13 protein-coding genes are annotated in these 14087 nt (G+C 56.9%); all 13 read right to left on the bottom strand.

All coding sequences use genetic code 11. From position 1 onward, the window contains the following. Positions 1-79: 79 nt before the first annotated feature. The 13 genes from HMPREF9163_RS02425 to ychF all read right to left on the bottom strand — a co-directional run bounded on the left by HMPREF9163_RS02425 (position 80) and on the right by ychF (position 14000). A complete protein-coding gene (locus tag HMPREF9163_RS02425; RefSeq protein WP_009440055.1) occupies positions 80-970 on the bottom strand; it encodes a prephenate dehydrogenase/arogenate dehydrogenase family protein in 891 nt (296 codons plus the stop codon). Next, positions 967-1980, bottom strand: coding sequence for a 3-deoxy-7-phosphoheptulonate synthase (aroF, locus tag HMPREF9163_RS02420; RefSeq protein WP_009440054.1), 1014 nt, complete (start codon positions 1978-1980; stop codon positions 967-969). Before aroF ends, HMPREF9163_RS02425 begins: the two co-directional genes overlap by 4 nt. Before the next feature lie 12 nt (positions 1981-1992). Beyond that, complete coding sequence (locus HMPREF9163_RS02415; protein WP_009440053.1) at positions 1993-2442, bottom strand: N-acetyltransferase; 450 nt, start codon at positions 2440-2442, stop codon at positions 1993-1995. A gap of 24 nt (positions 2443-2466) precedes the next feature. Continuing rightward, complete coding sequence (nth, locus tag HMPREF9163_RS02410; RefSeq protein WP_009440052.1) at positions 2467-3099, bottom strand: endonuclease III; 633 nt, start codon at positions 3097-3099, stop codon at positions 2467-2469. 1 nt (position 3100) lies between these two features. Then, complete coding sequence (locus HMPREF9163_RS02405; RefSeq protein ID WP_037345742.1) at positions 3101-4462, bottom strand: PFL family protein; 1362 nt, start codon at positions 4460-4462, stop codon at positions 3101-3103. Positions 4463-4477: 15 nt separating this feature from the next. Beyond that, on the bottom strand, positions 4478-4750 hold the full coding sequence (locus HMPREF9163_RS02400; protein ID WP_009440050.1) for an ACT domain-containing protein: 273 nt from the start codon (positions 4748-4750) through the stop codon (positions 4478-4480). Positions 4751-4948: 198 nt separating this feature from the next. Then, the gene (locus tag HMPREF9163_RS02395; RefSeq protein WP_009440049.1) at positions 4949-5578 is read right to left on the bottom strand and encodes a hypothetical protein; all 630 of its coding nucleotides are present in this window, start codon (positions 5576-5578) and stop codon (positions 4949-4951) included. 83 nt (positions 5579-5661) lie between these two features. After that, positions 5662-6147: a hypothetical protein gene (locus HMPREF9163_RS02390; RefSeq protein ID WP_009440048.1), complete on the bottom strand. Its 486-nt coding sequence runs from the start codon at positions 6145-6147 to the stop codon at positions 5662-5664. A gap of 120 nt (positions 6148-6267) precedes the next feature. Beyond that, complete coding sequence (locus HMPREF9163_RS02385; protein WP_009440047.1) at positions 6268-7590, bottom strand: dicarboxylate/amino acid:cation symporter; 1323 nt, start codon at positions 7588-7590, stop codon at positions 6268-6270. Between the two features lie 125 nt (positions 7591-7715). Next, a complete protein-coding gene (gene nifJ, locus HMPREF9163_RS02380) occupies positions 7716-11243 on the bottom strand; it encodes a pyruvate:ferredoxin (flavodoxin) oxidoreductase (RefSeq protein WP_009440046.1) in 3528 nt (1175 codons plus the stop codon). 278 nt (positions 11244-11521) lie between these two features. Further along, on the bottom strand, positions 11522-11746 hold the full coding sequence (locus HMPREF9163_RS02375) for a hypothetical protein (RefSeq protein WP_009440044.1): 225 nt from the start codon (positions 11744-11746) through the stop codon (positions 11522-11524). Next, positions 11743-12696, bottom strand: a complete 954-nt coding sequence (locus HMPREF9163_RS02370) for a magnesium transporter CorA family protein (RefSeq protein ID WP_037345732.1) — start codon at positions 12694-12696, stop codon at positions 11743-11745. The genes HMPREF9163_RS02375 and HMPREF9163_RS02370 overlap by 4 nt, the downstream gene beginning before the upstream one ends. A 197-nt stretch (positions 12697-12893) precedes the next feature. Further along, positions 12894-14000, bottom strand: coding sequence for a redox-regulated ATPase YchF (ychF, locus tag HMPREF9163_RS02365; protein ID WP_037345729.1), 1107 nt, complete (start codon positions 13998-14000; stop codon positions 12894-12896). Positions 14001-14087: the final 87 nt, after the last annotated feature.

Raw genomic sequence — 14087 nt, 5'->3', positions numbered from 1 at the left:
AGGTTCGTTCGTACACATATAGTCTTTTATATCATAGCATATGTACGTTCTAAAAAAAAGAGGGTTTTGAAAAAAAACATCAATTCGTATCAAATTTTTGTTCTGCATCGTGCAGAATACCGTCGCGGCGCTCCTTCGATGCGGCAAAATAATCGTGCACCGCCTGTCGATCCCCGCGCTCAACCGCTGTGATGACCTCGCCGAGGATTGCCTGCAGTTCACGCAGCGAGTCCGCAATCGGCACGCCGTTCGTCATACAGATGTCCGCCCACATATCCGCGTTGGACGACGCAATGCGCGTGGTGTCCTTGAATCCGCCGCCGATGAGCTTCAGGCAGGAGTCCAGATCATCGCCGCTACGGTTCAGCAGTGTGACGAGCGCCGCCGCTGCAAGATGCGGCACGTGGCTGATAACGGCGGCGCAGCGGTCATGCTGTGCGAGATCAAGCGTCGTGAAGTTCGCGCGCGTATGCCTCAGGAGCGCCATCAATCGCTCTTTGACCTTCTGCGGCACCGTCTCGTCGTCGATGATGACATATGCTTTTCCTACAAAAAGGTCTTTCGTCGCCGCCTCGACGCCGCTCTTTTCACGCCCCGTCATCGGATGCCCCGGCACATAGTACACATGCGGGGGCAGAATCCTATGCAGAGCCTCGTAGATATAGCCCTTCGTGCTGCCTGCGTCGGTGAGGATCGCACCGTCTTTCAGATAGGGCAGGATGCGCTCGACCATCGGCACAATCTGAAGGACGGGCGGGCTGAGGTATACAATATCCGCCTCCCCCACCACTTCTTTCAGATCGGATGAGGCAAAGTCCACGGCACCGCACGCCATTGCCGCGCACATGGATGTCTCCGTGCGGCAGAGTCCTGTGATATGGATGTCCTCACCAAGCGCGTCCTTGAGCGCGAGCCCGAGCGAGCCGCCGATGAGACCGACGCCGATGATGGCGAGCTTTGTCTGCATCATGCGTGCCGACCGACTGCGGGGGCGATCTGACGCACCTCATCCATCAGCTGCTCGAAGTTGCGTGGAACAAGGCTCTGATCGCCGTCCGAAAGTGCGCATTCGGGGTGGCAGTGAACCTCAATAATGAGGCCGTCCGCCCCGACGGCCACAGAGGCACGCGCGAGCGGACGCACCATCTGCCAGCGCCCCGTCCCATGACTCGGATCGGCAATGACGGGGAGATGTGTGAGCTCCTTGAGCGCCGCAACGGCGTTGAGATCCATCGTATTGCGCGTATAGGTCTCGTAGGTGCGGATTCCGCGCTCGCAGAAGATGATGTTCCCGTTCCCGCCCGCAGCAATGTACTCGGCGGCGTTCAGCCACTCGCTGATCGTTGCGGACAGTCCGCGCTTGAAGAGCACAGGCGTCTGCGTCCTGCCGAGTGCCTTGAGCATCTGGAAATTCTGCATATTGCGCGCACCGACCTGCAACAGATCGGCATACTCTGCGACGAGTTCGATGTCGTCCTTGTCCACGACCTCGGTCACGACGAGCAGATCGGTCTTATCCGCCACATCGCGGAGGATCTTCAGCCCCTCCAGCCCGAGTCCTTGGAAGTCATAGGGGCTCGTACGCGGCTTGAATGCACCACCGCGCAGGAATTGAGCACCGGCCGCCTTGACCTTGATCGCAACTTCATAGAGCTGATCGTAACTCTCGACCGAGCAGGGTCCCGCCATGATGGCAAGCTGCTCGCCGCCGACGGGGAACCCCGCGACGTCCACAATGGAGTTTGACGGATGGAAATCGCGGCTGACAAGCTTGTATTTCTCTGTGATACGAACCGTTTTCTCAACTCCTTCCATCATATTCATCTCAAGCCCCGCGATGACCTTCTTATCGCCGATCACACCAATGATGAAGCGATCCTCGCCCTTCGACAGGTGCGTGCGAAGCCCTGCCTGTTCGATCTTCGCCGTGACCTGATCGATATTTTCCTGTGTGGCTCTGGAATTCATAACGACAATCATAATACGCCTCCATCATACCTTTATCATGGCAATCTCATCACAGTTCGGATACTTCGGGCAGTCAATGCCCTCTTTCCAAACCTTCTGCGGCAGTTCCTCTCGGCTGATGCGGATAAAGCCGAGCTTGCGGAAAAAATCGGGCTTGTAGGTCAGCGTAAACACCTTCTCAATCCCGAGTGCATCCCCCTCCATGAGCAGATATCCGACAATCTCGGCACCGATCCCCTGCCGCGTATGGGCAGGGGCAATCGCCATCATCCGCACCTCGGCAAGCCGATCCCACATGATATGCAGGGCACCGACGCCGACGACCGCACCCGCGTCCTCTGCAACAATCATATCGCGCAGATTCTCATAGAGCGTGTTGCGTGAGCGCGGGAGCATCTCCCCCTGTGCCGCATAGATATGCACAAGCCCGTATATGGACTCGATGTCATCGAACCGCGCCTTTCGGTAAATCATGCCCCCACCCCCTTTCCAGAATTTCTACGCTGCACTGCTCGGACAGATCGGCGCAAGCGGGCACTGCCCGCAGAGCGGTTTGCGCGCCTTGCAGAGCTGACGCCCGTGCAGGATCAGCCAGTGATGTGCATCGCTCCAATCCTCGCGTGGGATAGCCTTTTGCAGCCCCTTCTCCACCTCGAGCGGGGTCTTGCCAACCGCAAGCCGCAGGCGGTTCGACACGCGAAAGACGTGCGTATCGACGGCGATTGCAGGCGCGTGAAATGCGACGCTCATCACAACATTTGCCGTCTTGCGCCCGACGCCGGGGAGGCGCTGCAGGGCATCAAAGTCCGCAGGAACTTCCCCGCCGTATTCCCTCAGGAGGATGTCACAGGTCTCTAGGATATGCTTTGCCTTCATGCGGAAGAACCCGCAGTCGTGAATTGCAGCCTCGAGCTTCGTCTGCCCGAGCGCCGCGATTGCCTCGGGCGTATTCGCATACGGGAAGAGGCGGCTCGTCACGAGATTGACACGCACATCCGTGCACTGCGCCGAGAGGATCACCGCGATGAGGAGCTCGAACGGTGACTGGAACTCGAGTGCCGGCTTGGCGTTGGGATAGAGGGTGCGGAGAATACGGAGCTGCTCCGCCTTGATGGCTTTCGTTACTCTCATATCAGTTCGTCAGCGACCTCGTCGGTGCCGGAATGCGCCCGCCACGCGCGATGAACGCCGCAGAGCTAAACCCGCTGCGCACGGGGACGATCGGCGAGTAGCCGAGGAGACCGCCGAACGACACCCCCTCGCCTACCTTCTTGCCGGGCACGGGAATGACGCGCACCGCCGTAGTCTTGTTGTTCACCATGCCGATTGCCGCCTCGTCCGCAATGATTGCCGCAATCGTCGTGGCGGGCGTATCACCCTCGATTGCGATCATATCGAGCCCGACCGAGCAGACACAGGTCATCGCCTCGAGCTTTTCAATCGAGAGGCTGCCGCGCTGTACGGCATCGATCATGCCCTCGTCTTCGCTGACGGGAATGAATGCTCCCGAGAGCCCGCCGACATGGGAGCTCGCCATGAGTCCGCCCTTCTTGACTGCATCGTTGAGGAGCGCAAGCGCTGCCGTCGTGCCCGGTGCACCGCACGCCTCAATCCCCATTTCCTCGAGAATGCGCGCCACACTGTCGCCGACCTCCGAGGTTGGCGCAAGCGAGAGATCGATGATACCGAACGGCACGCCGAGGCGACGCGCTGCCTCGCGTGCAACGAGCTGACCCACGCGCGTAATCTTGAACGCCGTGCGCTTGATCGTCTCCGCAATCTCCGTGAAGTCCGCGCCCTTGAGATCCTCAAGCGCGTGCTTGACGACGCCGGGGCCGCTGACCCCGACATTGATGACGCGGTCGCCCTCGGCAACACCGTGGAACGCGCCCGCCATGAACGGGTTGTCTCCCGGCGCGTTGCAGAACACGACAATCTTTGCGCAGCCGATTGCCTCCTGCTCGCGCGTCAGCTCCGCCGTGCGCTTGATTGTCTCGCCCATCTCGCGCACGGCATCCATATTGATGCCCGCCTTCGTCGAGCCGATGTTCACCGAGGAGCAGACAATATCCGTCGCCGCCATCGCCTGCGGGATCGAGTCGATGAGCACGCGGTCGCCGTGCGTCATCCCCTTTTCGACGAGCGCGGAAAAGCCGCCAATGAAGTTGACGCCGACCGCCTTCGCCGCGTGGTCAAGCGCCTCCGCGACGGGTACGAAGGAGTCCGTCTGACACGCGTCCGCCGCAATCGCAATCGGCGTGACAGAGATGCGCTTGTTGATGATGGGGATGCCGTACTCCGTCTCGATGTCCTCGCCCGTACGCACAAGGTACTCCGCCGAGCGCGTGATTTTCTCGTAGACATTCTGGCAGAACTTGTCGATGTTCGGATGTGCACAGTCCCGCAGGGAGATTCCCATCGTGATCGTGCGCACATCGAGACGGTTCTCCGTAATCATCCGATTTGTTTCGCGGATGTCCTCAAATGTAGTCACTCTGCTGCTCCTCGCTCACACGCTGTGCATGACCTGAAAGATATCCTGATGCTGGACTTTAATCTGGAGACCGCTCTCCTCGCCCTTCTCCCGCAGAAGCTCCTGCAGATCTTTTAGGCGAATCTCCGCATCATCCGGCATCTCCGCAATCATGACCATATTGAAGAAACCGTCCATGATGTTCTGGTTCACATTCATGATATTCACGCGCTGCTCCGCGAGAATCCCGCTCACCATTGCCACAATACCGACCTGATCCCGCCCGACAATCGTCACAACCAGCTTCATCGTCGTCACTCCTCATCGAAAAAAATATACGCCAACGCCGCTCATTGCCGCGCGCAACATACACTAAGTTATAGCAGAAAATGAGGGGAGCGTCAATAATTATGCGCTCTCGCAATATTTTAACATGACAACAGCCCGTATACCTAGTGAGTGGCATACGGGCTGTATAATCTTACATATTCATCTGTGATACGCGTGTCAGAGTCCCAGATCCCCCATCTTGATCTCCTCAACGCGACCGTGCTCGATCTCGAAGGCGAAGCCGATGGTCGGATCCTCCTCGGAGAAGTAGATATAATCCTCTCCGTAGATCATGCTCGGCTCGCCGTATACGCGGCGCAGTTCCTCCACGGGGGTACCGATACGAACACCCTTGCCCGAGGCGAGAGAGCTGCGCTCCGATATTTTGACGAGACGCACGAAACCGTCCACGAAGTCGAGCGATAGGCTGTCCGCATAATCATATTCGACGACCTGCTTTCCGGCGTAGCGCATGGATCGTTCCGACTCCGTCTCATAGGGCGCGCCGTAACGCGCACGCACATCTGCCTCCGTCGCACCGTAGGAAATGTCACCGAGCACGAGTGCTTCGCGGACAATACGCGCCGCCGAATTTTGCTCCTCCGCACGGTGCTGACGCAGAGCCTCCGCCTCACGCTTCACCGCATCGTCCGCCGAGAGCGTCTGCTCAACGGAGTCCCGCGCAATCGTAACGCGCTTCCCCCCGTCCACGCCGGGCGGCACTGTCACCGCAGAGCGGTACGCATCCACCGCAAGGCTTGCCGCCACTCCTGCAAGGACTGCAATCCCAACAAAGGCTGCACACATCCGTATATTCAATGATTCTCTCCCCCAAAATCATTCCCTCTGATGACGGCGCAGATCGTGAACCTGTGCCTCAGATGCCCAAATTAACGGATCAGCCCCATATTGATCTCATCAACGCGGCCGTTCTCAATTTCGAAGCTAAATCCGATTGACGCATCCCCATCCACATAGTAGATGTACTTGTCTCCGCGGATGGCATCCGGCTGACCATATGCGGCAACGAGCGCATTCACATCGGAACCAACGGCGATGCCGTCCTTCGTTTGAATACCGTTGCGTGCGCCGATCTCCACGCGGCGCACCATATCATTGACAAAGACGATATCGAAGTCGCTGCCATATTCCCACTCGACGCCCTGACCACCTGCATAAATCGAATCAAACTTCGTCTCGACCTCGCGCGGCGCACCGTAGACGCTGCGGACATAGGACTCCGATGCTCCGTATTCGATACCGCCGACAACGAGCGCATCCTGCGGCACAGCAGCCTCCGCCGCCGCAGAGCCAAGAAGGCTGACACCAAGTGCAATACCTGCAATCTGTTTTCCATAGCTGAACATCATCCACATCTCCTTTGTCAAAAAACATTCCTTAGACTTCCGATTCTATGATGCATTATAGGTGGAAACGCTGAAAAGCCTCTGAACGAAATTATTCAGAGGCTTTTCAGCTATACTATACCATGCTGCTCAGGCAGTCGGAGCAAGTTCCTCATCGTCTGCAAGCGTATCCGCCAGCTCGTGATTCGTGATCGCGCACACAGCCGAATCCGACCAGACATTCTCCGCCGTCTCGATCATGTCGATGACGGAGTAGATCGGCAGGATGATGCCCATGAGTCCGACGGGCGCACCAATGGACGCCATGAGCGAGAGTGTCAGGAAGTAGCAGCCCATCGGTACGCCCGCATTGCCTACAGCGGCCAGTACGGCAATGAAGAGCCAGCTGACCATCGTGCCAAGCGTCAGCTCCATCCCCGCGTTCTGCATGACATAGAGCGATGTCACGAGGATGAATGCGGCGCAGCCGTTCATATTGATCGTCGTGCAGATAGGCAGGACGAAGCGCGCAACGGACGGATGCGCACCAAGGCGCTGCTCCGCCGAGGCGAGCGTTACGGGCAGTGTGCCTGCCGAACTCTTTGTAAAGAGCGCAACTGCGACAGCGGGAGCCATCTGACGGAAAACGCGTACGGGATTCAAGCCACGCACGGCGAGGAAGAATGGAATCACAACAAAGAACTGAATCAGATTTCCTCCAATGACAACAGCGGTGTAGACACCCAGAGATCCGACGATAACGCCCGCCTCAATCTGCGCCGCAAGCTGTGCGGCAAAGGCGAGAATCCCAATAGGCAGCACCGTCAGCAGCCCGCGAATCAGGGTAAAGAGCAGTTCCTGCAAGCCGTGAATCCCTTTCAGGAGCATCTCGCGATTCTCCGTTTTGGGTGCAAAGGCGAGTCCAAGCCCCACCGCCGCCGCAACAAGCATAACGGAGAGCACATTGCCCGAGACAAATGGCGCAAGCACATTGTTCGGTACAATGGAAAGGAAGTGATCGTAGTAGGACAGCCCTTCAAGTTTCCCAGGTACATCCGACGCGCCTGCGCCGACAACCTCGGTCGGCAGATTTGCAGGTGCGAGCCAAAGGAAGAGTGCAAGCCCCACCGCCGCTGCGCACACAGTTGTAAGCAGCGTATAGGTAACAGCGTGTGCAAAGATTCGTCCTGTATCCCGCTTCGTTCCAAGTGCCGCAAGCGTCGTGATAACAGCGAGTGCAATGGTCGGCACGGCAACGAACTGGAACAGACGCGTGAATACTGTCGCAATAAAGTTAAACAGCTCATTCAGTACGGGTACATTCACCCAACCTAGTATGCCGCCAACGATGAGCGCACCAATCCAAAGCACAACCTGTCTCTTCTGATTGTTCAATTTCGCCGCAGAAAGCGCCGCCTGCGCTTTCTGCTCCACCTCATCACGCACAGGCGCAGCATTTTTTTGCTCTGCCATATATAACTCCTCCCAAATTCAAATCCCATATAAAACATTGTTTGCATATTATATTGCTATGTTAATAAAATGTCAAGAAAAAACTGCCGTGAAAATCTTCACGGCAGCCCAGACCTCAGGGAAGCTTATGCCTTGCCTGCAAGTTTCTTATAGTTGTTGTAACGTACCTCAGCATCCTTCTGCGTCTTCTCGAAGAGTGCTTCCGCCGCCTCGGGGAAGTTGCTCTTCAGGCTGATGTAGCGGTTCTCGCCGAGCAGGAATTCCTGGAACTTCGAGAAATCCGGCTCCTTGGAGTCAAGCGTGAACGGATTCTTGCCCGCCTCGATGAGCTGCGGGTTGTAGCGATAGTTCGCCCAATAGCCGCACTCGACGGCAAGTTTGCCCTCGAGCTGTGCACAGCCCATGCCCTTGCGGATGCCATGATTGATACACGGCGAGTAGGCAATGATGAGGGACGGTCCCGGATATGCCTCCGCCTCGCTGATCGCTTTGAGTACCTGATTCTGATCGGAGCCCATGTCAATCTGCGCCACATAGATGTAGCCGTAGGATATCGCCATCATGCCGAGATCCTTCTTCTTCGTCTTCTTGCCCGTTGCTGCAAACTCTGCAATCGCCGCTGCTGGGGTCGACTTCGATGCCTGTCCACCCGTGTTCGAGTAGACCTCGGTATCAAAGACCATGACGTTGACATCCTCGCCCGACGCAAGCACGTGATCCACGCCGCCGAAGCCGATGTCGTATGCCCAGCCGTCGCCGCCGAAGACCCACTGAGAACGCTTGACGAAGTAGTCGTTGTCCTTGTAGATGCGGCAGAGAAGTTCGTCCGTGCCCTTCTCCTTTTCGAGAAGCTCACGCAGGAGGTCGGCACGGTCACGCGTACCCTCACCGCTGTCCCGCTTTTCGAGCCAGAGCTGCATTGCTGCCTGAAGTTCGGCAGAGCCCTTCTTCTCCTCAAGTGCCTGTTTTACTGCAGCCGCGATGGATTCGCGCACTGCCTTCGTGCCGAGCAGCATTCCAAGACCATACTCTGCATTGTCCTCGAACAGCGAGTTTGCCCATGCAGGGCCGTACCCCTTCGGGTTCTTCGTATACGGGATTGCAGGTGCGCTTGCGCCCCAAATGGAGGAGCAGCCCGTTGCATTGGCGATCATCATGCGGTCGCCGAAAAGCTGCGTGACGAGCTTTGCGTACGGTGTTTCGCCGCAGCCTGCGCACGCACCCGAGAACTCGAAGAGCGGCTGCTCGAACTGCGAGCCGATGACCGTCGTCTTCTTCATCGGGACGTTCTTGACCGAGACCTTCTCCGTGTCCACGCCATAGTCAAAGTACTTCTGCGCATCGCGGAGGTTGTCGTCGAGCAGCGTCATATCGAGCGCCTTGCCCGGGCAGACCTGTGCACAGTTGCCGCAGCCGAGGCAATCGAGCGTCGAGACGGCAATCGTGAGGTTCAACCCCTTCGCCGGACGCGACTTCACGGACTGCATCCCCTCGGGTGCTGCTGCAAGCTCCTCATCCGTCGTCAGCACAGGACGAATCGTTGCGTGCGGGCAGACAAAGGCGCACTGATTACACTGGATACACTTCTCCGGACGCCATACGGGGACAGAGATCGCCGTACCGCGCTTCTCAAATGCCGTACCGCCAACAGGGAACGTACCGTCCTCCATGCTGAGCAGCTCGGAGATCTTGAGCTTGTCGCCCTCCTGACGGTTCATGACGTTCTGAACCTTCGTGATGAACTCCGGTGTCTTTGCGTTGACCGGAACCTCCTCATCGACAGCATCCTTCCACTCGGCAGGAACATTCACGCGATGGAGCGACTCGATGCCGTGATCGATCGCACCGTTGTTCATGTTGACGACCTTTTCGCCCTTGCTGCCATAGGATGTGACAACTGCATCCTTGAGATACTTGACCGCGTCGTCGATGGGAATGATGTTCGCAAGCTTGAAGAACGCCGACTGCATGACCATATTGAAGCGACCGCCGAGACCGAGTTCGCGGGCGATGTGAACCGCATCCACCGTGTAGAACTGAATGTCGTTGGAGGCGATGTAGCGGCGCATCGATGCGGGTAGGTGCGTGTTCAGCTCCTCATCCGACCAGAACGTATTGAGGAGGAACGTGCCGCCCTTCTTGAGACCTGCGAGGAGGTCGTACTGGCGGACATAGGACTGCTGCGAGCAGGAGATGAAGTCTGCCTTGTTGATGAGGTACGGGCTGATGATGGGCGATTTGCCGAAGCGCAGATGGCTCATCGTGATGCCGCCTGACTTCTTCGAGTCGTATGCAAAGTATGCCTGCGCATACATATCCGTCTTATCACCGATGATCTTGATCGCGCTCTTGTTCGCGCCGACCGTGCCGTCCGAACCGAGACCCCAGAACTTGCACGCCGTCGTCCCCTCTTTCGTGAGGTTGACATCGCCGTGGATCGGTGTGAGACTGCGGTGCGTGACATCGTCAACGATGCCGAGCGTAAAGCCGTGCATCGGCTCGTCCTTTTTCAGCTCCTCGTAGACCGCAAAGACCTGATCCGGTGTCGTATCCTTGCCGCCGAGACCATAGCGTCCACCGACAATGACGGGATTCATCCCCGAGCTGTAGTACGCCGCCTTGACATCGAGGTAAAGCGGCTCGCCGAGCGATCCCGGCTCCTTCGTACGGTCGAGAACAGCGACCTTCTGCACCGTCTTCGGGAGATACTTGAAGAAATGCTCAACCGAGAACGGACGATAGAGGTGAACGGAGAGCAGACCAACCTTTTCCCCTTGTGCATTGAGGTATTCGGCAACCTCCTCCGCCGTCTGGCAGACCGAGCCCATTGCGATGATGACGCGATCTGCATCGGGTGCACCGTAGTAGTCGAAGAGATGGTGCTCACGCCCCGTGATCTTCGTCATCTCGGCCATCGCCTCTTCGACGAGCGCGGGGATCGCATCGTAGTAGCGGTTGACCGCCTCGCGCCCCTGGAAGTAAATGTCAGGGTTCTGTGCTGTACCGCGTACCACCGGATGATCCGGGTTGAGCGCACGGCGGCGGAACTCATTGACCGCATCCCAGTCGAGAATCTTCGCAAGATCAGCATAGTCCACGACCTCGATCTTCTGAATCTCATGCGAGGTACGGAAGCCGTCAAAGAAGTTAATGAACGGAACGCGCCCCTTGATCGCAACGAGATGCGCAACAGCCGCGAGATCCATGACCTCCTGCACACTCGACTCTGCGAGCATGGCAACGCCCGTCTGGCGTGCTGCCATGACATCCTGATGGTCGCCGAAAATGTTCAGCGAGGACGCCGCAATGGCGCGTGCACTGACATGGAACACGCCAGGCAGGAGTTCGCCCGCGATCTTATACATATTCGGAATCATGAGCAGGAGTCCCTGCGACGCCGTATAGGTCGTTGTGAGTGCCCCGGCCTGGAGTGAGCCGTGCACTGCACCCGCAGCACCCGCCTCCGACTGCATTTCGATGAGACGTACCTTCTGTCCGAAGATATTCTTCATTCCCTTTGCAGCAAGACTGTCAACGTGCTCTGCCATCGGCGATGACGGCGTGATCGGATAGATTGCCGCCACATCCGTAAAGGCATAGGAGATGTAGCCGGCAGCTGTGTTGCCGTCCATCGTCTTCATTTTCTTGGCCATGTTACTGCTCCCCTCTCAATGGAAATGCACGTGCATTCCAAAAAATATTAAAATATAACCACATGAGCAAAGAATTTGTCCCCTCTCATTCATTTTGATAAAAAGAATCAAAAAGAATATCTATGGAGGAACACTGATTCAATACTTTCTATTTATTATACAACGGAAAAACAGGCTTGTAAACAAGATACACTTTCTCAAGAGTTGAAATCACGGATTTTTCTCATCGTTTTTTATTATGAAAATATCTAATAGCTCTATCAAAAAACGAGCTGCCCTCAGCAGCTCGTTCGTCCGAGAAGTGGATGTGTCGTAGGTCTGAGATCGCGCACGCGTATGAGATGAAGCGCCTCAGCGAGGTCGATGTCGCGGCGCTTCATCCCCTCCTCATACACATAGACGGGATGTTCGACTCCGATCTCACTCGCCGGCATGTATACATATTCATCGGTATTCCGATCACCGAAGATAATCCCGCGCAAGAGCTGCGCCTCGCGTATCAAAACATATCCCTCCGCCAAAGCATATAGACGACGGCAGACGAGACGCAGACCGCGATGATGACCACGCGGACAAAGCCGAGCGGATCACCCTCATACGGCACGGGCACGTTCATGCCGAAGAAACTCGAGATCACCGTCGGAATCGCAAGAATGATCGTGATCGCCGTCAGGAATTTCATCACGAGGTTCAGATTGTTTGAGACAATCGATGAGAACGTATCCGCGAGACGGGCAAGGATCTTGCTATACATCTCCACCATCTCGCGCGCCTGTTTGTTCTCGATGATGACATCCTCGAGGAGATCCTCGTCCTCCTCGTACATCTTGAAGATGTGATGCACCGATGTGTTGGTGCGCAGACGCATGAGGCGGTCGAGAACCGCGCCGTTTGAGCGCAGTGCCGCATTGAAGTATGTGAGACCCTTTTGCAGCTGCAGAAGGCGCAGGATCTCGCTGTTCTTCATATCGTGGCGCAGACGATCCTCAATCTCCTCGGAGAGCTTGCTGATCTGGCGCAGATAGCGCAGATAGAACACATCGGATTTGTATAGGATCTGAAAGAGGAATCGCGTCCTCTTATAGGTGCGGAAGAGCTTCGCCGTGCGCTCGTTGAACTCCGCCATCACGGGCGTTTCCTCGAGGCAGACGGTGATAATGTGCTCGTCCGTGAGGATAATCGCGAGTGGCAGCGTATCGTAGCTGTCCTCGCCGCGATAGACGGGCACATTCGTCAGGATCATGACCGAGTCGTCCTCGACATCTGTATGTGACCGCTCCTCATCGTCGAGTGCCGAGCGCAGGAAGTCGGGATCGACCTCCGTCAGCGTACTCACGACCTTTAGCTCGTACGGCGTCGGGTTGACAATGTTGATCCATGCCCCCTTTGTGAGCGTCTTGAGTGATAGCTCCTGAAGGGGGCCGGATTCCATGGATTTATAGATTTGCAGCAAGGGTTGGCGCTCCTTTCCGACCGCCCTCCCACGTCAGTGCAAAGCACAGAGGCGAAGAGAGGACGGATTGCATAAGTATGGGTCTGGCTGCAAAGGTGTATCGTCCATCTCTTCACTTCCTTTCATAACATCCTCATAAAATGACCGAATGAATTTTAACGCAAAATGCTGCGCTTGTCTATAGTGACAGGGAAAAATCAGACATTAAACCTAAAGTTTACAACATCTCCATCGCGCATGACGTACTCCTTGCCCTCAAGGCGTACAAGTCCCTTATCGCGTGCTGCCGCCACGCTGCCGAGCGTGACGAGATCGTCATAGTTCACAATCTCGGCGCGGATGAAGCCGCGCTCAAAGTCCGTGTGAATCTTGCCCGCCGCCTTCGGCGCTGTCGTCCCGCGTGTAATCGTCCACGCGCGGCACTCATCCTCCCCCGCAGTGAGGAAGGTCTGGAGACCGAGCAGGGAGAAGGCGCCGTGAATGAGACGGTCAAGCCCGCTCTCAGAGAGTCCCAGATCCTCGAGGAAGACCGCGGCCTCCTCGGCATCCAGCTCTGCAATCTCCTCTTCGAGGCGTGCCGAGACCGTCACGACCTCCGCGCCCGTACGCGCAGCATAGCCCTTAACCGTCTGCACATGCGGGTTCTCCGCATCCGCCGTCGCTGCCTCATCCTCACCGACATTTGCAATGTAGAGGATCGGCTTGCGTGTGAGGAGGTTCAGATCGCGCAGTATCGCCTGCTCCTCGTCCGAGAGCTCCACCTCGCGCGCAGGCTTCCCCTCATCGAGCGCCGTTTTCAGACGCTCAAGCGCGGCGTGCTCTGCCTTTGCCTCCTTGCTGCCGGATTTCAGCAGCTTCGTCACCTTCGCCATGCGCTTCTCCACGGCTTCGAGATCGGCAAGGCAGAGCTCCGTCTCGATGATGTCGATGTCGTGCAGCGGATCGACCGCCCCCTCAACGTGCGTGATGTCCGAGCTCTCGAAGCAGCGGACAACATGCGCCACGGCATCCACCTGACGGATGTGCTCGAGGAACTTGTTGCCGAGCCCCTCGCCCTTTGACGCGCCCTTCACGAGTCCCGCAATATCGACGAAACGAACGCTCGCAGGTGTCGTCTTTTTCGAATGATAGAGATCGGTCAGCACCTTCAGTCGTGCATCCGGCACCGCCACCACGCCGACATTCGGCTCAATCGTGCAAAACGGATAGTTTGCCGCCTCCGCTCCCGCCTTCGTAATCGCATTGAAAAGCGTGCTCTTGCCCACATTCGGCAGTCCGACGATTCCAACCTCAAGATTGCTCACAGCTATTCCCTCTTTCACTGACCGAAGTCATGTTGTTTACGCTAATACACTTGTTAAGGTAGCACTGATATATTCAGCACCGCCATC

The organism is Selenomonas sp. oral taxon 138 str. F0429 (assembly GCF_000318175.2).
Classification (GTDB): Bacteria; Bacillota; Negativicutes; order Selenomonadales; family Selenomonadaceae; genus Centipeda; species Centipeda timonae.
This window is presented reverse-complemented; position numbering and strand designations above follow the sequence as displayed.

Bases quoted from the DNA above. Each gene is read 5' to 3' on its own strand.
- aroF (WP_009440054.1), bottom strand. From the start codon at position 1,980: ATGATTGTCGTTATGAATTCCAGAGCCACACAGGAAAATATCGATCAG.
- HMPREF9163_RS02400 (WP_009440050.1), bottom strand. From the start codon at position 4,750: ATGAAGCTGGTTGTGACGATTGTCGGGCGGGATCAGGTCGGTATTGTG.
- HMPREF9163_RS02395 (WP_009440049.1), bottom strand. From the start codon at position 5,578: ATGTGTGCAGCCTTTGTTGGGATTGCAGTCCTTGCAGGAGTGGCGGCA.
- HMPREF9163_RS02385 (WP_009440047.1), bottom strand. From the start codon at position 7,590: ATGGCAGAGCAAAAAAATGCTGCGCCTGTGCGTGATGAGGTGGAGCAG.
- nth (WP_009440052.1), bottom strand. From the start codon at position 3,099: ATGAGAGTAACGAAAGCCATCAAGGCGGAGCAGCTCCGTATTCTCCGC.
- HMPREF9163_RS02415 (WP_009440053.1), bottom strand. From the start codon at position 2,442: ATGATTTACCGAAAGGCGCGGTTCGATGACATCGAGTCCATATACGGG.
- HMPREF9163_RS02425 (WP_009440055.1), bottom strand. From the start codon at position 970: ATGATGCAGACAAAGCTCGCCATCATCGGCGTCGGTCTCATCGGCGGC.
- nifJ (WP_009440046.1), bottom strand. From the start codon at position 11,243: ATGGCCAAGAAAATGAAGACGATGGACGGCAACACAGCTGCCGGCTAC.
- HMPREF9163_RS02390 (WP_009440048.1), bottom strand. From the start codon at position 6,147: ATGTGGATGATGTTCAGCTATGGAAAACAGATTGCAGGTATTGCACTT.